The organism is Streptomyces sp. NPDC048639, assembly GCF_043199075.1.
Classification (GTDB): domain Bacteria; phylum Actinomycetota; class Actinomycetes; order Streptomycetales; family Streptomycetaceae; genus Streptomyces.
On the sequence record NZ_JBICVP010000014.1, the window covers coordinates 86,499 to 107,389 of the forward strand.

Annotated in this window: 16 protein-coding genes; 6 read left to right on the forward strand and 10 right to left on the reverse strand. The window is 68.6% G+C overall.

Annotated features, from left to right (window positions below; genetic code table 11):
• Window positions 1-5 precede the first annotated feature (5 nt).
• Complete coding sequence (locus ACGFNH_RS30770; protein ID WP_393659343.1) at window positions 6-428, reverse strand: SAV_915 family protein; 423 nt, start codon at window positions 426-428, stop codon at window positions 6-8.
• A 570-nt stretch (window positions 429-998) separates the two neighbouring features.
• Window positions 999-1,541 (reverse strand): DUF1707 domain-containing protein, encoded by a 543-nt coding sequence (locus ACGFNH_RS30775; RefSeq protein ID WP_393659345.1) that lies wholly within the window; start codon window positions 1,539-1,541, stop codon window positions 999-1,001.
• Between the two features lie 903 nt (window positions 1,542-2,444).
• On the opposite strand from ACGFNH_RS30775, the gene kdpB (ACGFNH_RS30780) reads away from it, so the two are divergent.
• Window positions 2,445-4,631, forward strand: coding sequence for a potassium-transporting ATPase subunit KdpB (kdpB, locus tag ACGFNH_RS30780; RefSeq protein ID WP_393659347.1), 2,187 nt, complete (start codon window positions 2,445-2,447; stop codon window positions 4,629-4,631).
• A 157-nt stretch (window positions 4,632-4,788) separates the two neighbouring features.
• The gene (locus ACGFNH_RS30785; protein ID WP_393659349.1) at window positions 4,789-5,202 is read left to right on the forward strand and encodes a hypothetical protein; all 414 of its coding nucleotides are present in this window, start codon (window positions 4,789-4,791) and stop codon (window positions 5,200-5,202) included.
• Between the two features lie 58 nt (window positions 5,203-5,260).
• Here the strand turns inward: ACGFNH_RS30785 and kdpF (ACGFNH_RS30790) are convergent, their stop codons facing one another.
• The gene (gene kdpF / locus ACGFNH_RS30790; protein ID WP_393659351.1) at window positions 5,261-5,350 is read right to left on the reverse strand and encodes a K(+)-transporting ATPase subunit F; all 90 of its coding nucleotides are present in this window, start codon (window positions 5,348-5,350) and stop codon (window positions 5,261-5,263) included.
• Window positions 5,351-5,899: 549 nt separating this feature from the next.
• On the opposite strand from kdpF (ACGFNH_RS30790), the gene ACGFNH_RS30795 reads away from it, so the two are divergent.
• Window positions 5,900-7,864 carry an amino acid transporter gene (locus ACGFNH_RS30795; RefSeq protein ID WP_393659353.1) on the forward strand — a complete coding sequence of 655 codons (1,965 nt, stop codon included), beginning with the start codon at window positions 5,900-5,902 and terminating at the stop codon, window positions 7,862-7,864.
• Between the two features lie 60 nt (window positions 7,865-7,924).
• Here ACGFNH_RS30795 and ACGFNH_RS30800 read toward each other — a convergent pair whose 3' ends face one another.
• The 6 genes from ACGFNH_RS30800 to kdpF (ACGFNH_RS30825) form a co-directional block, all read right to left on the reverse strand.
• Window positions 7,925-10,471, reverse strand: a complete 2,547-nt coding sequence (locus ACGFNH_RS30800) for an ATP-binding protein (protein WP_393659424.1) — start codon at window positions 10,469-10,471, stop codon at window positions 7,925-7,927.
• 101 nt (window positions 10,472-10,572) lie between these two features.
• The gene (locus ACGFNH_RS30805) at window positions 10,573-11,256 is read right to left on the reverse strand and encodes a response regulator (RefSeq protein ID WP_393659355.1); all 684 of its coding nucleotides are present in this window, start codon (window positions 11,254-11,256) and stop codon (window positions 10,573-10,575) included.
• 141 nt (window positions 11,257-11,397) lie between these two features.
• Window positions 11,398-12,054, reverse strand: a complete 657-nt coding sequence (gene kdpC, locus ACGFNH_RS30810) for a potassium-transporting ATPase subunit KdpC (RefSeq protein WP_393659357.1) — start codon at window positions 12,052-12,054, stop codon at window positions 11,398-11,400.
• A 4-nt stretch (window positions 12,055-12,058) separates the two neighbouring features.
• A complete protein-coding gene (gene kdpB / locus ACGFNH_RS30815) occupies window positions 12,059-14,197 on the reverse strand; it encodes a potassium-transporting ATPase subunit KdpB (protein WP_393659359.1) in 2,139 nt (712 codons plus the stop codon).
• Complete coding sequence (gene kdpA / locus ACGFNH_RS30820) at window positions 14,194-15,882, reverse strand: potassium-transporting ATPase subunit KdpA (RefSeq protein WP_393659361.1); 1,689 nt, start codon at window positions 15,880-15,882, stop codon at window positions 14,194-14,196. The genes kdpB (ACGFNH_RS30815) and kdpA overlap by 4 nt, the downstream gene beginning before the upstream one ends.
• A gap of 5 nt (window positions 15,883-15,887) precedes the next feature.
• Window positions 15,888-15,977, reverse strand: a complete 90-nt coding sequence (gene kdpF, locus ACGFNH_RS30825) for a K(+)-transporting ATPase subunit F (protein ID WP_033264828.1) — start codon at window positions 15,975-15,977, stop codon at window positions 15,888-15,890.
• 866 nt (window positions 15,978-16,843) lie between these two features.
• Here kdpF (ACGFNH_RS30825) and ACGFNH_RS30830 point away from each other — a divergent pair.
• The 3 genes from ACGFNH_RS30830 to ACGFNH_RS30840 all read left to right on the forward strand — a co-directional run bounded on the left by ACGFNH_RS30830 (window position 16,844) and on the right by ACGFNH_RS30840 (window position 19,730).
• Complete coding sequence (locus tag ACGFNH_RS30830) at window positions 16,844-17,641, forward strand: class II aldolase/adducin family protein (RefSeq protein ID WP_393659363.1); 798 nt, start codon at window positions 16,844-16,846, stop codon at window positions 17,639-17,641.
• On the forward strand, window positions 17,638-18,441 hold the full coding sequence (locus ACGFNH_RS30835; RefSeq protein ID WP_393659365.1) for a TetR/AcrR family transcriptional regulator: 804 nt from the start codon (window positions 17,638-17,640) through the stop codon (window positions 18,439-18,441). The genes ACGFNH_RS30830 and ACGFNH_RS30835 overlap by 4 nt, the downstream gene beginning before the upstream one ends.
• 176 nt (window positions 18,442-18,617) lie before the next feature.
• Complete coding sequence (locus tag ACGFNH_RS30840) at window positions 18,618-19,730, forward strand: alpha/beta fold hydrolase (protein WP_393659426.1); 1,113 nt, start codon at window positions 18,618-18,620, stop codon at window positions 19,728-19,730.
• On the opposite strand, the gene ACGFNH_RS30845 is transcribed toward ACGFNH_RS30840, so the two are convergent.
• Entirely contained in the window at window positions 19,699-20,448 is a 750-nt protein-coding gene (locus tag ACGFNH_RS30845) for an SDR family oxidoreductase (RefSeq protein WP_393659367.1), read from the reverse strand. The genes ACGFNH_RS30840 and ACGFNH_RS30845 overlap by 32 nt on opposite strands.
• Window positions 20,449-20,891: the final 443 nt, after the last annotated feature.

The window sequence follows — 20,891 nt, forward strand, 5'->3', positions numbered from 1 at the left end:
TCCCCTCAGCCGATGAGCAGGTTCAGGCACAGGACGGCAGCCGCAGCACGGGTCACCCGCAGGACGCCGAAGTGCTGCGAGTCCCCGTCCTGCCACCCGTGCGCGGGACCTCGACGTACGAACGCCGGCTCGGCGCGGACAGTGGCGGGGGCGGAGAGCTGCGGGTCCAAGGTGAGCGCGGTGACGCCCAGCGGTGCGGCGAGGGCGTGCAGGGCGGGCTCCGAGAGCCTGATCCAGGCCTGGTCCCTGCCCAGCGCGGAGGAGAGCTTCTCCTCGGACGTGAAGCCGACGGCCGTGCGGCCGCCCAGGGGGGTGCGGAAGAACCGGGCTGTGCAGCCCGTGGGTCCCGACCGGACAGGTACGAAGAGAGGTCCGGCCGGGACGGGTTCAGAAGGCTCGGGGTCCTCTGCATGCTCGGACGCAGACATGGCTTTCCTCCTCGAGGAAGACGACTGCGCCGTCCCGGCGTGGTTGCCGGGGGCGCTGCACCGAAGGTATTCCCGCAGGCCAGGGAAAGGTCCACGGTCCTGACGCATGCTTGACGCTCACGCCTGCCTGCTCTGACGCGACGCTGACGTCGAGGGAGGGGCGCCTCTACAGCCTGAAGCCGGCCGCATCCATCCGCGTGATGGACGGCCTGTCTCGCCCGGCCGTCGTTCGGCTCGACCTGCTCGCCGCCCGGTTGCCGCCCTGGAGTTCGCACGACGGTCCAGGTGGGGCGGACCATCGGACACTCCATCGCTTCGTTCTGCCGTGGGGCTCAGCATGTGTTCGTGGCTCCTGCCTGATGGAGTGGAGCGATACGTCGTACAGCTCAGCTCTGCCACGTGCTGCCAGGGCATGAGGGGGCCGGACCGCTCCCGAACTGCCGCTGGGCCGGACGACGTTCGTGGTCTGAGCGTCCAAGTCGAGGAGCGCGAGGCGTATCCGGAGGTCGCCCATAGTGCGCGCGGGGACGAAGTACTGCCGACCGGGTTGTCCTGGTGCCGGAGGGGGCGTCAACGCCGCGCGTGGCGGATCTTCAACCGTCCGAACTCCATGGCTCCGGAGATCCGGATCCTCGGCCCGCCGGGGCGGGAGGGCCGCCGGGGCTTGTAGCGCGGGTCCTTCCACCCGGTGCGCAGACCCTCGATGTCGACGATCGCGTCGCGAGGCACCGTGATCCTGGCCCGACCGGTACCGAGCTGCAACTCGATGTCGACCACCGGATGTTCGATGAGCGCTCGGGAGAGGTCCAGGTGCACCCTTCCGTATGCGGACTCGACCTTGAGGGTCCGAGGTACCCGCCATGCGCCGCGCCGCTGGATCCGTCCGCCGGCAGCGCCGATCGTGGACGTGGTGCCCGGCTTCTCCGCCGGGAGCGAGGCCACGGCCCACACGAGTTCCGCGTGCGTCTTGGCGGTGAGCGCCTGGTGGAGGTGTTCGTCCATCTCCTCGTGCGAGATGTGCCCCTCGGCGTACGCCTCCTGCAGGCGCTGCACGGTTGTGTCGCGGTCGTCTTCGCTGATCCGTGGCGACGGGTCTTCCGGCAGGGTGGTCACCGTTTCACCTTAGTGCCGTGCCGGCGATGCGAACACGTTAAGGGACGTTGCGGGCAGGGCATTCGATGGGGAGGCCGAGCACTCGGCGCCCTGGCATTGATCGCCCAACCCCGGGAAGCTACGCGGTCGACGTGGACAGACGCGCGCACTGAGGCGTGACCGGCCGGGCAGGGGCTCCCCGTCCGGGACAAGAGTGCGAAAGGGGCCCGGACGGACGCCAGTTGCCGGCGCCGTCCGAGCCCCGCCGGGCCGCGGCCTCCGTCCGGGCTCGCGCGCCCGGCACCCACCGGAGGCCCTTCGGGCCCGTCCCCCGTTCAGGACGACGCGGCCGTGGTGCGTGTCCGCAACAGCCGGGCCCCCACGCCCGGATTGTGCGACGTTCCGGCGGTCTTGGTCTCGGACCTCGTACGCGCCCTCCAACCCCGCACCACGGACAGGCCGTCCGTACCCCCGTTTCCGCAAGTCTGTCCGAACCAGGTGCGTCCGGGCGGACGTCCTGACACGCTCCTGACGGCCGGTCACCACTCTTTGACGCCACCCTGACACGGCGTCCGAAGGGCCGTCAGAAACCCGCAAATGATGCGGAGTTCGTGCGCCACCCACCGCGATCACCGCCTAGATTCACTGGCCACGGCCCACCGGAAGGCCCAGGTCCGGGCAACTCCCCAAGCCCGAACCGCGAAGTCCCCGTCCCGGACCCGACACGCCCCCGGGACGGACCTTCGCCGCCGACACGGCGGGAGCGCGGGCACCTCCGGGGCTCTCTCGTGCCCGCGCTCGGTCCGTCGGTGGTGGAACCACCCATCGCCGACGGACCTCATTCAGCCTCACCACCCATCCACCGCCCGCCCGGCCCTCGCACGCCGCCGGCCGGGCCCGCGAAGGTCCCAGAAGGTCCCTCTGATGCTGCCTCCGGCCCCTGACCAGGCCACACCGACCACCACCGACCGGACTCCGCCCAGCGTCAAGGAAAGCTCCTCGCATCGGAGCGCCGATCCCGCGGACCGCGGCCACCGCCCTGTACCAGGCGGTCTGCTGGATCCCGTCCGGCTCATGACGTCGTTCCCCGAGGCGCTGCGCAAGCTGCACCCCCGGGTGATGGTGAAGAACCCGGTGCTCTTCGTCGTCCAGGTCGGCTCGGCCCTGACCACCCTCTCCGCGGTCATCAACCCGAGCGTCTTCACCTGGCTGATCAGCTGCTGGCTGTGGCTGACCGTCATCTTCGCCAACCTCGCCGAAGCCGTCGCCGAAGGCCGCGGCAAGGCACAGGCCGCATCGCTGCGCAAGGCTCGTACGGACACCGTCACCCTGCGGCTGCGATCGTGGTGGGTCGGTATGGACCTGGAGTTCGCCGAGACCGAGGCGGTCTCGGCCGCCAAGCTGCAACTGTTCGACTTCGTCCTCGTCGAGGCCGGGGAGCTCATCCCGGCGGACGGAGAAGTCGTCGACGGCATCGCGGCCGTGGACGAGTCGGCGATCACCGGCGAATCGGCCCCCGTCATCCGCGAGTCGGGCGGCGACCGCTCAGGGGTCACCGGCGGTACGACCGTGCTGTCCGACCGGATCGTCGTCCGCGTCACCGCCAAGGCGGGCCACAGCTTCATGGACCGGATGATCGCCCTCATCGAGGGCGCCACCCGGCAGAAGACCCCCAACGAGATCGCCCTGCACATCCTGCTCTGCTCGCTGACGATCATCTTCCTGCTCGCTGTCGTCACGCTCCAGCCCATGGCCGTCCACGCCGGTGCCGAGCAGTCCACGACCGTGCTGGTCGCTCTGCTCGTGGCGCTCATCCCGACGACCATCGGCGCCCTGCTCTCCGCGATCGGTATCGCGGGCATGGACCGGCTGGTGCAGCGCAACGTGCTGGCCATGTCCGGGCGGGCGGTCGAGGCCGCGGGCGATGTGAACACCCTGCTGCTCGACAAGACCGGCACCATCACCTTCGGCAACCGGCAGGCCGCCGGCTTCGTCCCCGTCCCCGGAATCCCTGATGTGCAGCTCGCGGATGCCGCGCAGTTGGCGTCACTCGCCGACGAGACGCCGGAGGGCCGCTCGATCGTCGTCCTCGCCAAGGAACGCTTCAGCCTGCGCGCTCCGGCCGAAGATGAGCTGCAGTACTCACAGTTCGTTCCGTTCAGCGCACACACCAGGATGAGCGGCGTCGACCTCGTATGGGGCGACGGCACCAGATGCCGCATCCGCAAGGGCGCCGCCTCCTCGGTGATCGGCTGGGTAGGCGAACGCGGCGGCAGCGTACCGGTGGAGGCTCGCTGGTTCGCCGACACCGTCGCCGCCTCGGGCGGCACCCCCCTGCTGGTCGCCGTGCACGATGCGAGCGGTGCGCGGGTCCTGGGCGTCGTCCACCTCAAGGACATCGTCAAGAGCGGCATCCGCGAGCGGTTCGACGAGCTACGGCGGATGGGCATCCGTACGGTCATGATCACCGGCGACAACCCGAGGACCGCCAGGGCCATCGCGGAGGAGGCAGGGGTCGACGACTTCCTCGCCGAGGCCACCCCCGAGGACAAGATGGCGCTCATCAAGCGAGAGCAGGCCGGCGGGAAGCTCGTCGCGATGACGGGTGACGGGACGAATGACGCTCCGGCCCTTGCGCAGGCGGATGTCGGCGTGGCGATGAACACCGGTACCTCGGCCGCCAAGGAGGCCGGAAACATGGTGGACCTGGACTCCAACCCGACCAAGCTCATCGAGATCGTCGAGATCGGAAAGCAACTCCTCATCACCCGAGGAGCGCTGACCACCTTCTCCGTCACCAACGACGTCGCGAAGTACTTCGCGATCATCCCGGCGATGTTCGCCTCCGCCTACCCGGCCCTGGACACCCTCAACATCATGGGCCTGCACAGCCCGACCTCGGCGATCGCCTCGGCCATCATCTTCAACGCTCTGATCATCATCGCCCTCATTCCGCTCGCTCTCCGTGGCGTCCGCTACACACCGTCCTCCGCCCACGCCCTGCTCCGCCGCAACCTCGGCATCTACGGGCTCGGCGGACTCGTCCTGCCCTTCATCGGCATCAAGCTGATCGACCTGCTCGTCGTGCGGTTCATCCCCGGTGTGGGGTGAGGTCGCCGTCAGGGGCAGGCCACGTCAAAGCCGTATCAAGACAGGTGGCCGGAGCGCTCGGGATACGTCAAGACATCTACCGACCCTGGTGCGCTCGTAGTCGGCTGGACATGAAGCCGGCGGACGGGACCTGTCGGCAGCCCTTCAGGGAGGCCGTGTGATCACCGAAATGCGGCTCCAGCACCGCGTCATCCGCCCCGTGCCTGATGCCGCTCCCACCCCTGTGGTCTGGGCGGCGGCCTTCTTCGGCTCCTTCCTGATGCTGCCGCTCCTAGGGGCCGTCGGAGTCATCCACGACCCGGCGACGGCACTGGTGATCTTCAGTGTGTTCGCCGGGGTCCTGAGTCTCGGGGCGCCCGCGCGTGCCATGGCGGCCCCCGGTACGGCGGCTGTGTGTTGGCTGTTCCTCGACGGGTTCGTCGTCAACCTGAAGGGCGACCTCACATGGAGCGGCGCCGACGACATGGTGCGCCTAGGCGTGCTGCTCGGCGCGGCCTTGCTCGGCACGGCTATCGCCCGGCTCCTCACGGCACGCACGGCATATCGCCGGCTGTCTTCCCGGCACGTCTGAGGTATCTGCGAGCCGGCACGTCTGAGGTATCTGCGAGCCGGGAGCGCCGCCGTGCCCCTCAGAACTTCTCCGGGAAGATCCGGGCCAGGATGAGATATCCGACCAGGCAGACGGCGATGATGATTCCGACGACGTTCTCGGCGGTCACCGGTGCTCACCCCGCCTGGCCACCAATACGCGAACGGCGCGCGCCAGAAGCGGAATGCCCGCATAGGTCGGCTTGGACATGGACACCACCTGACGGGGAGGGCCTGCAAGGCCGCTGAGTGAGGGAGTGAAACCGGGAGACTCCGCCGTCGGCGCCGGAGATCCCACTCGGCCAGGGAACCGTCTCCCTCCGGGGGAGTCGACGAGCATTGACGAATCCCTGGCGCAAGATCCGTAACCCTTGACGCCTCGTTGACGAACGCTGCCCCGATTGGGTGCATGCGGCGCGCCGGGAGTTCCGGGTCGGTTCAATGCCCAGCGCTTCCACCCAAGCTGGACGGCGGAAGCGAAGTGCGGCGGCGGGCCGGCGCGTGGTACCGAACGTCGCGCGCCGGCTTCCTGCACCGTTGACCTGCCTGGAGGGTTACCGCGTTGCGACACCGCCCCCGGGTGCGGACTCAACGGAGGTGACGGGGCATCGGGACGCTGATCCGTAGCCAACCCGCCCTTCGCCAGATACGTCCGCACCGTTGTACGACAGGAGTTCACCGTGGCCGGCTCCACCCGACCGGGCTCAGGGAAACCGGCGCAGCAGCGTTTCCGCGCTTGGCTGCTCGAAGGTCTGGCCGACAGGGCCAAGCAGCAGCCGGGACCGCATGCGCAGCCCGCCGATGGGGAGCGCCGGCACCGCTGGTGGCAGGTGATGTGCCTGACCGGCGTGGACTACTTCTCAACGCTGGGCTACCAGCCCGGCATCGCAGCCCTGGCAGCCGGGCTGCTGTCCCCCGTGGCCACCGTGGTGCTCGTCCTGGTGACGCTGCTGGGCGCGCTGCCGGTGTACCGCCGGGTCGCGGAGGAGAGTCCCCACGGCCAGGGCTCGATCTCCATGCTGGAGCGGCTTCTGCCGTTCTGGCAGGGCAAGTTGTTCGTCCTGGTGCTGCTGGGCTTCGCCGCGACCGACTTCCTGATCACCATCACCCTGTCCGCGGCGGACGCCACCGCCCACGTCGTGGAGAACCCGCAACTGGCCGACGCTCTGCACGGCCGGAACGTGTTCATCACCCTTATCCTGATCGCGCTGCTGGGCGCGGTGTTCCTCAAGGGGTTCACCGAGGCCGTCGGCATCGCGGTCGTACTCGTCGGGGTGTATCTGATCCTGAACGTCGTGGTCGTGGGCGTCGGCCTGTGGCATGTGGCGACCGAGCCGCATGTCGTCCCCGACTGGGCGGACGCGCTCACGGCCGAACACGGCAGTCCGATGGCCATGGTGGGCATTGCCCTCCTGGTCTTTCCCAAGCTCGCCCTCGGCCTGTCCGGATTCGAGACCGGCGTCGCGGTCATGCCCCACGTCGAGGGCGAACCGGGCGACACCGAGGAACGGCCCAAGGGCCGTATCGAGGGCACAAGGAAGCTACTGACCACAGCCGCACTCATCATGAGTGTGTTCCTGATCAGCAGCAGCGTGGTCACGACCGTCCTCATCCCGCAGGACCGGTTCGACCCCGGCGGCGAGGCCAACGGGCGCGCCCTGGCCTTCCTCGCCCACGAGTACCTGGGCAACGGCTTCGGCAGCGTCTACGACATCTCCACCATCGCCATCCTGTGGTTCGCCGGCGCCTCCGCCATGGCGGGACTGCTGAACCTGATGCCCCGCTACCTGCCCCGGTACGGCATGGCTCCGCAATGGGCGCGGGCCGTCCGCCCGATGGTCCTCGTCTTCACCTTCATCGCCTTCTTCGTGACCTGGCTGTTCGACGCCGATGTGGACGCACAGGGAGGCGCGTACGCCACCGGTGTCCTCGTCCTCATCACGTCCGCCGCGATCGCGGTGACCATCGCCGCGCGGAGGGCGAACCAGCGCGGCTGGACCAACGCCTTCGGGGTCATCTCGGCGGTGTTCCTCTACACGACCGGCGCCAACATCATCGAGCGGCCCGACGGCGTGCAGATCGGAGCCTGCTTCATCGCCGGCATCATCGCCATCTCCCTGCTGTCACGGGTCCGGCGGGCCTTCGAACTCCGCGTCACCAGCGTGACCCTCGACGACATGGCCGAGCGCTTCGTACGCGACACCGCCCACCGCAGGATCCGCTTCATCGCCAACGAGCCTGACGCACGCGACGCTGCCGAGTACCGCGACAAGCTCCATCAGATCCGGTCCGACAACGACATCCCGCCGGAGGACGACCTCATGTTCGTCGAGGTCACCGTCGGCGATCCGTCGGAATTCGAGTCCGACCTGAAGGTGCACGGCGCTGTGCTCCACGACCGGTACCGCGTCCTGACCCTGGAGAGCTCAACCGTCCCCAACGCCCTCGCCGCCCTGCTCCTGCACGTCCGCGATGCGACCGGACAGCGGCCGCACATCTACTTCGAGTGGACCGAAGGCAGCCCCCTCGCCCACTTCGTGAAGTTCTTCCTCTTCGGACAGGGCGAGGTGGCGCCGGTGACCCGCGAGGTGCTGCGGGAAGCCGAGCCGGAACGGGACCGCCGGCCCCGCGTCCACGTCGGCTGAAGCGCCTGGGGCTGTCACGCGGTACTTCCTCAAGTCAGCTGCGCGTACGCGGCGTTGCCCTCATGGGGTGGCCGTGGCTGGAAGGTCAGGGCCGCCCGGAGGGTGGCCGACGGTGGTTCGCAGGGTCAGCACCATGGTCATGCCGCCGCCGGGGGTGTCCTCGGCCGCCAGCGTCCCGCCGATGGCCTCGGTGAAGCCCCGGGCCACCGCGAGGCCGAGCCCGACGCCGCTGCCGCGCGGCACGTCGCCGTACCGCTGGAACGGTTCAAAGATGCGGTCCTTCTCGGGGTCGGGGACGCCGGGGCCGCGGTCGACGATGCGGACCTCCACGCGCTCGCCGAGCGCGCTGGCGGATACCAGGACGGTCCCGCCACCGGGGCTGTACTTCACGGCGTTCTCGACGATGTTGGCGACGCTGCGCTCCAGCAGGCCGGGGTCCACGTACACCATCGGCAGGTCCTCGGGGATGTCCAGGACCACGCTGCCCTCCGGCACACCGCCGAGCGCCATGGGCACCACTTCGTCCAGATCGACCTCGCGCATCAGCGGGGTCATGGTGCCGGTCTGCAACCGCGACATGTCCAGGAGGTTCCCCACGAGGTGGTCCAGGCGGTCGGTCCCCTCCTCGATGGACGCCAGCAATTCGGCTTCGTCCTCCTCGGACCAGGCGACGTCGTCCGAGCGCAGCGAGGTCACCGCGGCCTTGATGCCGGCCAGGGGGGTACGCAGGTCGTGGGAGACGGCGGCGAGCAGCGCGGTGCGGATCCGGTTGCCCTCGGCCAGCTCGCGGGCCTGTGCCGCCTCGCCGACCAGCCGCTGCCGGTCCAGGACGACCGCGGCCTGTGCGGCGAACGCTGCGAGCACGCGACGGTCCTGCGCGGGCAGGACCCGGCCGGAGAGAGCCAGTGCCATGTGGTCGCCCACCGGCATGTCGACGTCCGCGTCCTCCGGGCGTACGAGTGGGCGGGCATCCCCGGCTCTGCCCGCGCATGTCCATGGATCGACATCGCTCGCGCGCTCCAGGAGTGCCACCGACTCCATGCCGAAGGTCGTGCGGACCCGTTCCAGCAGCGCCTCCAGGCTCGTATCCCCCCGCAGCACGCTGCCGGCGAGGAAGGAGAGGATCTCGGACTCGGCTCTGAGCCGGGCGGCCTGATGCGTCCTGCTGGCAGCGAGGTCGACAACGGAGGCCACGGCCAGCGCGACCCCGAAGAAGATCACAATGGCCACGATGTTCTTCGGGTCCGCGATGGTGAAGTGGTGCAGGGGCGGCGTGAAGTAGTAGTTGAGCAGGAGCGACCCGAAGGCAGCCGATGCCAGCGCGGGCAGCAGTCCGCCCAGCAGAGCGGCCGCCACGGTCAGCGTCAGGAACAGCAGCATGTCGTTGGCGAGGCCGAGCCCCTGGCCCACGCTGTTGAGCAGGAGCGCCAGAAGCATGGGCCCCGCCAGGCCGACGAGCCAGCCGGCGATGATGCGGGAGCGGCCGAGCCGCGCGCCACGCGCGACCGGCAGACCACGCCCCGTGCCGACTTCGTCATGGGTGACGATGTGGACGTCGAGATCCGGCCCCGAGTCCCGAGCGACGGTGGAGCTGACGCCGGGGCCGAAGACGTACTGCCACGTGCGGCGTCGGCTGGCGCCCAGCACGATCTGGGTGGCGTTGACCCCGCGCGCGAACTCCAGCAGCGCTTCGGGGACGTCGTCGCCGACGACGTGGTGGTAGGTGCCGCCGAGGTCCTCGACCAGGGTGCGCTGGACGGCCAGTTCCTTCGGGGATGCGGAGGTGAGCCCGTCGCTGCGGGAGACGTACACGGCCAGGATCTCCCCGCCGGCGCCCTTGGTGGCCATGCGGGCGGCGCGGCGGATGAGCGTACGGCCCTCGGGTCCGCCGGTGAGGCCGACGACGATGCGCTCGCGGGCCTGCCAGATCGTCGAGACGTCGTGCTCGCTGCGGTACTCCTGGAGGTAGGCGTCGACCCGGTCCGCGGTCCACAGCAGGGCCAGTTCGCGCAGGGCGGTGAGGTTGCCGGGCCGGAAGTAGTTCGACAGGGCCGCGTCCACCTTGTCGGGGGCGTAGATGTTGCCGTGCGCCATGCGGCGGCGCAGCGCCTGGGGCGACATGTCGACCAGCTCGATCTGGTCGGCGCGGCGCACGACCTCGTCGGGGACCGTCTCACGCTGCCGCACACCGGTGATGGTCTCGACCACGTCGCCCAGCGACTCCAGGTGCTGGATGTTGACGGTGGAGACAACGTCGATACCCGCCCGGAGCAATTCCTCGACATCCTGCCACCGCTTCTCGTTGCGCGAGCCGGGCACGTTGGTGTGCGCCAGCTCGTCGACCAGCGCCACGGCCGGACTGCGGGCGAGGACTGCGTCCACATCCATTTCGGTGAAGGCGGCGTCCCGGTACTCCAGTTCATGCCGCGACACCTGCTCCAGCCCGTGCAGCATCACTTCGGTACGGGGTCGGCTGTGGCATTCCACGAAGGCAACAACGCAGTCCGTGCCTCGCTCCACACGGCGGTGCGCTTCGGACAGCATGGCGTAGGTCTTGCCCACACCTGGTGCCGAGCCGAGGTAGATCCTTAGTTTGCCGCGTGCCATGGTCCCCATACATTCGGTGAGAAATGTCCGGCTGTTGTCGACTGTCCGGCTGCGGAGCCCACTTCCCCTTGGACCTTGTCGCCGCGGAGAGAATTCAGGCCTCACAACTCGAAGCGGTAGCCCATACCTGGGTGAGTGATGAGGTGTCGGGGGTGCGAGGGATCGGCTTCGAGCTTGCGTCGAAGTTGTGCCATGTAGACACGAAGGTAGTGGGCATGGTTTTGGTAGGAGGGGCCCCACACCTCCTGGAGCAGCTGTTTCTGGCTCACCATCCGACCACGATTGCGGATCAGTACTTCCAGCAGGTGCCATTCGGTCGGTGTCAGACGAACGTCCCGGCCTTTTCGCCTGGCTTTCTTGACGTGCAAGTCGATCGTGAAGGAGCGGGTGGTGACAACGGCTCCCTCGTTGGACGGCTCTTCCGGCTGTGTGCGGCGAACGGCGGCCCGTAGCCGGGCGAGCAGCTCGTCCATCGCGAAGGGCTTCGTGACATAGTCGTCCGCCCCCGCGTCGAGGGCTGCGATCTTCTCGTCAGTTGTCTGCCGGGCCGAGACCACCAGGATCGGTACACGGACCCGACCGCGAAGCCCCTTGATGACGTCGATGCCCTCCATGTCGGGCAATCCGAGGTCCAGCAGGATGGCATCCGGTCGGTTCTCCGAGGCAAGCCGAAGGGCGGTGGTGCCGTCAGGTGCGGCATCCACAACGTAGTTCCGGGCCTTCAGATTGATCACGAGGGTCCGAACAATGGGTGGTTCGTCGTCCACCACCAGCACCCGGGTCATTGGTGCCGCCTTCCTGGCTGGTGAATCCCGACGGGGAAGTCGGGGTGACAGGTATCGATGCATGGCTTCACGACGCGGCGGGAGCCGTGGGCCGAGAATGTGCCCCGGTCCCACGGCTCCCGCCGGCTGTTCGTGTCACGATCAGTTCCTGACCAGGTCCTGCAGTGCGATATTGAGTTCCAGGACGTTGACCCGCGGATCGCCGATGAATCCGGCGATCCGGCCCTGGGTGTGGTCCTTGACCAGCTTCTCGACCGCGGCTCCGCGCAGGCCGTTGGCCTTCGCGACGCGCGCCGCCTGGAGTTCCGCGTTCTCCGGGGAGATGTGCGGGTCGATGCCGGAAGCGGACGCCGTAAGGGCATCCACGGGGACCTGGGACTCCTTGACCCCGTTCAACTCGGCGTACGCCTGGCGGCGTTCGACTACGGCGTCTTTCAGGACCTTGCTGTCGGCGGCGAGGTTGGAGGCACCGGAGAGCAGGATGCTGTACTGCGTGTTCACGCTGTTGGTGCCGGCCGCGGACGGCCGGGGCTGGAACCACTTGGGATCCGGCCGCGGCGCCTCCTCCGGGTCGTCGGGGTTCTTCTTCGGCAGGTCGTAGGTCTGGCCGTAGAGCGAGGAGCCGACGGTCTTTCCGTCCTTCTCGATCTCGGAGCCGTTGGCCTTGTCGTTGAAGAGGGCCTGGGCCACTCCGGTGATGAGCAGCGGGTAGATGACACCGCAGACCAGGGTCAGGACGAGGAGGGCGCGGAGCGCAGCCCCCGTCAGCCGTGCGGTGGTGCGGATTTCTGTGTTCATGCCGTTACCCGATGCCTGGGATGAGGGAGATGAGCAGGTCGATGAGTTTGATGCCGATGAAGGGTGCGATCAGGCCGCCGAGGCCGTAGATCGCGAGGTTTCGGCGGAGCATCCTGTCGGCGCTGACCGGCCGGTACTGCACGCCCTTCAGGGCGAGCGGGACGAGGGCGATGATGATCAGCGCGTTGAAGACGACCGCGGAGAGGATCGCCGACTCCGGCGAGGCCAGGCCCATGACGTTGAGCTTGTCCAGGCTCGGGTAGGCCACCGCGAACATCGCCGGGATGATCGCGAAGTACTTCGCGACGTCGTTGGCGATCGAGAACGTCGTCAACGCGCCCCGGGTGATGAGGAGTTGCTTTCCGATCTCGACGATCTCGATGAGCTTGGTCGGGTTGGAGTCCAGGTCCACCATGTTCCCGGCCTCCTTGGCGGCCGAGGTACCGGTGTTCATCGCCACGCCGACATCCGCCTGCGCAAGCGCCGGAGCGTCATTCGTCCCGTCACCCGTCATCGCGACAAGCTTGCCGCCCGCCTGCTCGCGCTTGATCAGCGCCATCTTGTCCTCGGGCGTGGCCTCGGCGAGGAAGTCGTCCACGCCCGCCTCGTCCGCGATGGCCCTGGCGGTCAGCGGGTTGTCGCCCGTGATCATGACCGTCTTGATGCCCATGCGGCGCAGCTCGTCGAACCGCTCCCGCATGCCGTCCTTGACGACGTCCTTGAGGTGGATGACACCGAGAATCCGTGCACCCTCCGCGTCCTCCACGGCCACCAGCAGCGGCGTGCCGCCGGCCTCCGAGATCCCGTTGGCGAGCCGGTCGGCGTCGTCCGCGACGGTGCCGCCGCGCTCCTGGACCCACGTGATGACCGAACCGCTGGCGCCCTTGCGGACCTTGCGCCCGGCCCCGTTCTCGACGAGGTCCACACCCGACATCCGGGTCTGGGCGGTGAAGGGGACGAACTCGGCGTGGCCCAACTCGCCCTCATCGCGCGCCCGAAGGCCGTACTTCTCCTTGGCGAGGACGACGATCGAGCGGCCCTCGGGGGTCTCGTCGGCCAGCGAGGAGAGCTGAGCCGCATCCGCCAGGTCTGCCTCGGAAACGCCCTGGACCGCGACGAATTCGGACGCCTGGCGGTTGCCGAGCGTGATCGTGCCGGTCTTGTCGAGCAGCAGCGTGGACACGTCGCCCGCGGCCTCGACCGCCCTGCCGGACATCGCCAGCACATTGCGCTGGACGAGCCGGTCCATGCCCGCGATGCCGATCGCGGAGAGCAGGGCGCCGATGGTGGTGGGGATCAGGCAGACCAGCAGGGCGGTCAGCACGATCAGCGACTGCTCGGCCCCCGCGTATATCGCGAAGGGCTGGAGGGTGACCACGGCCAGCAGGAAGACGATGGTGAGGGACGCGAGAAGGATGTTCAGCGCGATCTCGTTAGGCGTCTTCTGCCGTGCCGCACCCTCGACCAGGGCGATCATGCGGTCGATGAACGTCTCGCCCGGCTTCGCCGTGATCTTGATGACGATGCGGTCGGAGAGCACCTTCGTCCCGCCGGTCACCGCCGACCGGTCACCGCCGGACTCCCGGATGACCGGGGCCGATTCACCCGTGATGGCCGACTCGTCCACCGAGGCGACGCCCTCGACGACGTCACCGTCGCCGGGAACGATGTCGCCCGCCTCGCAGACGACCAGGTCGCCGATCCGCAGGTCGGTGCCCGGCACCCGCTCCTCGACGCCATCGGCGAGACGGCGCGCGACGGTGTCGGTCTTGGCCTTGCGCAGGGTGTCGGCCTGCGCCTTGCCGCGCCCCTCGGCGACAGCCTCCGCCAGGTTGGCGAAGACCACCGTGAGCCAGAGCCAGGCGGCGATGACCCAGCCGAACCAGTCACCCGGGTCCTTCACCGCCAGCACGGTGGTGACCACCGAGCCGATCTCGACCACGAACATGACGGGCGACTTGACCATCACGCGCGGGTGGAGCTTGCGGAACGCGTCGGGCAGGGACCTGAACAACTGCTTGGGTTCGAACAGGCCGCCGCCCACACGGCCGGTCCTGTGCCCGGTCGGCGCGTCCTGATGCGGAGCGGGTGTCGGGGTGGCGGTGGACATGGAGTCCTCGTGCTTCCTCACATGCGTGGTCATGACGCCAGCCCTTCAGCCACCGGCCCGAGGGCCAGCGCCGGGAAGTAGGTCAGACCCGTGATGATGATGATCGTGCCGACCAACAGCCCCGCGAACAGCGGCTTCTCGGTCCGCAGGGTGCCCGCGGTCTCCGGCACCGGCTTCTGCTCGGCGAGCGAACCCGCCAGCGCCAGGACGAAGACGATCGGCACGAACCGGCCGAGCAGCATGGCAAGACCGATCGTGGTGTTGAACCACTGCGTGTCGGCATTCAGGCCTGCGAAGGCCGAACCGTTGTTGTTGGCGCCGGAGGTGAACGCGTACAGCACGTCGGAGAAACCGTGCGCGCCGCTGCCGCCGACCGCGTTCTGCGCGGTGTTGTAGATCGAGTCCGGTGGCGTCGGCAGCGCCATCGACAACGCGGTGAAGATGAGCACCAGGGCCGGCGTGACGAGGATGTAGCAGGCCGCGAGCTTGATCTCCCGGGTGCCGAGCTTCTTGCCGAGGTACTCGGGCGTACGACCGACCATCAGGCCCGCGATGAACACCGCGATGACGGCCATGATCAGCATGCCGTACAGCCCTGACCCCACACCACCGGGGGCGATCTCACCGAGCATCATCCCCAGCATCGTGATGCCGCCCCCGAAGCCGGTGAACGAGGAGTGGAAGGAGTCCACCGCCCCCGTCGAGGTCAGCGTCGTACTGACCGCGAAGATCGACGAGGCACCGATGCCGAAACGCTGCTCCTTGCCTTCCATGGCGCCGCCCGCGGCCTCGAGCGCCGGGCCACCGTGGTGGAACTCGGTCCACATCATCAGGCCCGTGAAGGCCAGCCAGATCGTGGCCATCGTGGCGAGGATCGCGTAGCCCTGCTTGACGCTGCCGACCATGCGCCCGAAGGTGCGGGTCAGCGCGAACGGGATGAGCAGGATGAGGAAGATCTCGAAGAGGTTGCTGAAGGCGTTCGGGTTCTCGAACGGGTGGGACGAGTTGGCGTTGAAGTAGCCGCCGCCGTTGGTGCCCAGTTCCTTGATGGCCTCCTGGGAGGCCACGGCTCCACCGTTGACCTGCTGGGTTCCACCGGTGAGCGTGCCCACCTCGTGGATGCCCGCGAAGTTCTGGATCGCTCCGGTCGTGATGAGGACGATCGCGCCGATGATCGAAATCGGGATCAGAATCCGTACGACACCGCGCACCAAGTCGGCCCAGAAGTTGCCGAGTTCACCGGTACGGGAACGGGCGAAGCCGCGCACGAGCGCGACGGCGACCGCCATGCCCACCGCCGCGGACAGGAAGTTCTGCACCGCGAGGCCGCCGGTCTGCACGACGTGGCCCATGGCCTGCTCGCCGTAGTACGACTGCCAGTTGGTGTTGGAGACGAACGAGGCGGCCGTGTTGAACGCCTGGTCCGGGTCGATCGAGACGAAGCCGAGCGACCCGGGCAGTACGCCCTGGAGCCGCTGCAGGCCGTAGAGGAACAGCACGCCGACGGCCGAGAAGGCGAGGACGCCGCGCAGATACGCCGGCCAGCGCATCCCGGCGTCCGGGTTGGCACCGATGGCGCGGTACATCCACTTCTCGACACGCAGGTGTCGGCCGGAGCCGTAGACACCGGCCATGTAGTCACCGAGCGGACGGTATGCCAGCGCGAGCGCCGCTATGAGCGCGAGCAACTGGAGCACACCGGAGAGGACGGGGCTCATAGCGCTCAGAACCTCTCCGGGAAGACGAGAGCGAGGACCAGGTATCCAAGCAGGGCTACGGCTACGACCAGCCCGACGATGTTCTCGGCAGTCACAGCTTCGCCACCCCCTTGGCGATGAGCGCCACCAGCGCGAAGACCGCGATCGTGGTGACGACGAAGGCCACGTCGGCCACCGTGTGCTCCTAGGGATCAATGAGACATGCATGACGCCTGCGGACCGCTGGCGCCTAACGAAGAAAACCAGCCGTACTGGCGAGTAATCGCGCCCTTAACGCCTTCCTGATGACACCGTCCGGGGCCCTTGATGGATCCCTAACGCGATGCGCGATCGCCGCCGCTCTGGGGCAAACGGAGTCGTCAGGGGAATGTCGCCGAGCATCTGCCAGTGGAGCTCATCGCCGGCAGGGTCAGCCGACCAAGCCGCGATGACACCTGCGGCAGAGAGGCGATCGAGGGCTGCGGGAAGTTCGCCCCGCAGGACTGCACACAAACGGGCTAGCTGGTCGGCATCCGCGGTGCGTGAAGCTTGCCGGTCGCCTTGTATGCGGCGAGCGCCAATGCGGTCAGCCAGCCATCACCCGGGGCGAGCGCCCCGCCCCTGCCGCAGATCCCGCTGCCCCGATGGGCTGCCGGCATGCCTGAGGCCGAGCTGGGACCGCGATCCGGCGCAACCATCGCGACGGCGTGAATGCGATGACCTGAATGGTCAGCCGTGGGGATCTCCCGTGCGGCTGAATCAGCCGGACGACGGCAGCCCGCGTCAAGAGTGCGGTCGAAAGGCAGCATGCGCTAGGTGAGTTGACGCCTCGAGGGCGTCCAGGGCGGCGCGTGGTCCGTCCCAGTCCCCCGGCTCCCGCTGCTGCATGATTGTGGTGCGTCCAGTGGACGCTTACCATGCGTCCACTGGACGCATACCTGTTGCGACGTGCAGCCAACGACGACCGTAGGGGGCCTCTGACGTGACCGACACCGCGAACGCTTTCCTTCCGGCGCAGGAAGACCTCGAGTTCGCTCTGCCTCCCCGGTTCGACGATCCTCGGGAGGAGCGTGAGCACCGCAAGCAGCGGCTGGCCGGCGCCTGTCGCATCTTCGGGCGGCTCGGCTTCGCCGAAGGCGTCGCCGGGCACATCACCGTGCGAGACCCGGAGTTCCCCGACTTGTTCTGGGTCAATCCCTTCGGAATGTCCTTCCGGCACGTCACGGTCTCCGATCTGATCATGGTGGATCATCAGGGCGTGGTGCGACATGGGCGACGCCCGGTCAACAAGGCCGGCTTCGTCATTCACTCCGCTATTCACCGGGCACGCCCCGACGTGGTCGCCGCGTGCCACGCCCACGCCGTACACGGCAAGGCGTGGTCGAGTCTCGGCCGGCTACTGGATCCGATCACTCAGGACGCCTGCGCCCTGTACGAGAACCACGTCGTGGTGCGCGACGGGGCCGGAGGGGTGGTCCTCGAGGAGGAGGCCGGCGAGCTGCTGGCAAAGGGGCTGGGCGACAAGCGGGCAGCGATCCATCAGAACCACGGGATCTTCACCGTCGGTGAGTCCGTCGAGGAGGCCGCGTGGTGGTTCATCAGCATGGAGCGCAACGCTCAGGCGCAGTTGCTGGCCGAGGCGGCCGGAACACCCCAGCTGATCAGTCCGGAGGCCGCCCGCTACACGCGGAAGCAGACCGGATTCCCGCTCGCGGGGTGGTTCTCCTTCCAGCCGCTCTGGGACGACATCGTCCGCACCGACCCGGAACTGTTCGCGTGACAGGCCCTCAGGAGTGGGAGCAGGCAGCACCCGAGGCCGCGGCGGCCGGAATCGAGGTGACGCCGGAGCGCCCCGCGGCGGCCGCTGCGACCGGTGGCAGGGATCCCGCGATCGGCTCGGCCGCCTGGTGGAAGGAGCGCTATGAAACCCGGGCACGCCAGCGGCCCCGGCCCGGCGGGCTGGCCCTGGGCGCGATCATGGATGTCGCGTTGGCGATCGCCGACAGCGACGGCCTCGACGCGCTGACCATGCGTGCGGTGGCCGACCGGATGAACGTCAGGCACACCTCTCTGTACCGGCACGTGGCCAGTCGCGACGAACTGTTCGTGGAGCTGGTCGATCACATGCTGGGCGAGGTCCGCCTCCCCGGGCCCGGCCCGGACTGGCGCGCCCGCACCGAGGCCGGCGCCCGGGAGTACCGGCGTGTACTGAGTGCGCACCACGCGTTGGTCCCCCTGATGACCAGGGGTCAGCTCCTCGGCCCGAACGCCCTGCGCGCCCGCGAACACGGACTGCGGTTGCTCACGGATGCGGGGTGGCCGCCCGGGCAGGCGGTGCGGATCTACCTCACCATCACCCATTTCGTGGTCGGGGCCGTGCTTCTGGACAGCGGTGGCGCGGCGCGCACGGCCGAGCAACGCTCGGCGATGGCCGGCCTGTTCGCCTCACTTCCCGCCGGACGCTATCCGCTGGTCACCGAACATTCCGCCCTCCTCGGCGGACCGGACGGGGACGAGGAGTTCGACTTCGGCCTGCGGTGTCTCCTGGACGGCATCGCCCGCCTGAAGGGGGATGACTAGTGCCCGGCAGCGCCCTGCCCACCGGCGCCCAGTGGTTCGCCGGGGGCACACGGGCCGCCGTTCGCGGACGTACGGGTATCCATACGCTCTTCGTCCGGCAGGACGGGCCGGCCCATGGCGCACCGGTGACGCTCGTGCACGGGTTCCCCACCTCCTCCCACGACTGGTCGCCGCTCGTGCCCGGGCTGACGAGGCTCGGATTGAGGGTCACCACCTTCGACCTCCTCGGTTTCGGCTACAGCGACAAGCCGCGCAGGCACCGCTATTCGCTGCTGGAGCAGGCCGATCTGGTGGAGGACCTCTGGCGCCGGCTGGGCATCGGTGACACCGCGCTGGTCGCCCACGACTACGGAGTGAGCGTGGCCCAGGAGCTGCTCGCGCGGAGCCCCCACCGGATCACCCGGACTGCCTGGCTGAACGGGGCCTCTACGCCGATCTGCACCGGCCGATCCGCATCCAGCGGCTGCTCCACGGGCCGATGGGACCGCTGCTCGCCCACGCGATCAGCGAGCGTGGCTTCCGCGCCTCGATGCGCCGGATCCTGGGCAGGCCGGTCACGGACCGCGCGCTGCACGAGATGTGGCACGGCATCGCCCTCAACCGGGGCCAGTTGCTGGCTCCGCAGCTGCTGCGCTACATCGACGAGCGACGCATGCACCAGACCCGATGGGTCTCGGCCCTGGAGGGCTACGGGGGTCCGGCCCTCTTCGTGTGGGGCCCTGCCGATCCGATCAGCGGTGCTCATGTCCTCGCCCGTATCCGGGAACGCATGCCGCACGCGGCGGTGGCGGAACTCGGAGGACCGCCCGCCGTCGGCCACTACCCCCAGATCGAGGCCCCGGAGGAGGTCGGCCCCCTCCTCGGTGCATTCCTCGCCGGCTCCTGAGCTTGATGGGCGAGGGCGCGTCGTCCATGCCGCCCCCTGGCCCCGTCCGCCTGATTCGCCCTCCGGCGGGTGCGCATTGAAGGCGCGAGAGGCTCGTAGGCGCCGATATGGCCGCCCTGGAGCAATCTTGTGCAGCGCAGCCGGGAATCACGCAGTGGCGCGTCCAGGCAGAACGCAGAAAAGCCCGCCAAGAAACTGCGAACAAGACCTCGACAGGCGCCCGGAAGCGGAAGGCGGGCTAGCCGGCCGGCGTTCCGCTTGCGAGGCTCGTTGCGATCTTCTCCTGCGGGTCTCCTTCGGCGTGACGGTCGGCGGATCTGTCGCTCGAGTCGTGTCGGGAGACGGCGACCCACCAGTGTTCGGCCCTCTTGTCAGCCGATGGTGTGGCCACCGTTTACGGTAAGGCGCTCCCCTGTGATGAACTCCGCGGAGTTCGAGGCGAGAAACGCTACGGTGCCGGCGACGTCCTCCGGTCGGCCAGGTCGACCCAAGGGCACGTCGGCCACGTAGCCGCGCAGGTCATGTGCCGACACCTCACTGTGTCGCTCGACCGGCACCCAGCCAGGGGCGACGAGGTTCACCGTGATGCCGTGCGGGCCGAGTTCACGCGCCCACACTCGAGTCAGTCCCCACTGCGCGCCTTTCGCCGCGGCGTAGGCGGACGTGCCCGGAAGCGCGCGCTGAAAGGCGTCGGAGCCGATTTGGATCACTCGGCCGCTGCCCAGCGCCTTCATGCCGGGGAGCATCTCCTGGAGCAGAAGCGTGGGGCTCTTGACGAAGAATCGGAGCTGGTCGAGATACGACTGCCACGTGAGGTCCTCGACCCTCGACTCTGGTTGCGGCCCGGTCGCGTTGACGACCAGGACTTCGACGGGGCCCAGCCGTGAGGCGATCTTCGCGGAGAGACCGGCCACTGCCTCCTCGTCGGTCACGTCCGCGGCGATGGCGTCAGCAGTGCCACCATCGGCACGTATCTCCTCCACCACCTGATGAGCCCCATCGGCGTCCGAGCGGTAGTTCACCGCCACAGGCCACCCGTCGGCCGCCAGCCGCCGTGCGATGGCGGCACCCAATCCACGGGAGGCGCCCGTCACGAGCGCGGCATTCTGTTTGACGGACACGAGACCTCTTTCGCATCGCGCGAGCAGAACAGGCAGACCCGCAAGAATCTACGACCAGGTGACGCGAGGTGAAAGCCGTCCTCGCCGCACGGCCACGCTCCCCGCGGCGAGGTTCGCCCCGAGATCGCCCCCGTCGCGCTGACCGCTGCCGCGAGCGCGAGATCAACCAGCGTCCGCACCGGCCAGTCCGTGCACAAGCGCCTCGCGCAACTCGAACAACGCGTCGCCCCGCGCGGTCGGACACGCGTACAGCTCCGACCGGACGTGTGACACTTCTGCGGACGCATCCCGCAAAACGCTCTGATGCACCGAACCCACGATCACCGCCTTTGCACTGATCCATTCTGGGACGGAGTGCAGGATCGGACGAAGGCCCGCCTTCACATCCGCTGAACTGCGAATACGACCGACCAAGTTCGATGTACGTTCGACGCCTGAACCTG

What these genes read in the sequence shown, in the direction of transcription:
- ACGFNH_RS30770 (WP_393659343.1), bottom strand. Translation starts at nt 428, where the DNA reads ATGTCTGCGTCCGAGCATGCAGAGGACCCCGAGCCTTCTGAACCCGTC.
- kdpB (WP_393659347.1), top strand. Translation starts at nt 2,445, where the DNA reads ATGCTGCCTCCGGCCCCTGACCAGGCCACACCGACCACCACCGACCGG.
- ACGFNH_RS30800 (WP_393659424.1), bottom strand. Translation starts at nt 10,471, where the DNA reads ATGGCACGCGGCAAACTAAGGATCTACCTCGGCTCGGCACCAGGTGTG.
- ACGFNH_RS30805 (WP_393659355.1), bottom strand. Translation starts at nt 11,256, where the DNA reads ATGACCCGGGTGCTGGTGGTGGACGACGAACCACCCATTGTTCGGACC.
- kdpC (WP_393659357.1), bottom strand. Translation starts at nt 12,054, where the DNA reads ATGAACACAGAAATCCGCACCACCGCACGGCTGACGGGGGCTGCGCTC.
- kdpB (WP_393659359.1), bottom strand. Translation starts at nt 14,197, where the DNA reads ATGACCACGCATGTGAGGAAGCACGAGGACTCCATGTCCACCGCCACC.
- kdpA (WP_393659361.1), bottom strand. Translation starts at nt 15,882, where the DNA reads ATGAGCCCCGTCCTCTCCGGTGTGCTCCAGTTGCTCGCGCTCATAGCG.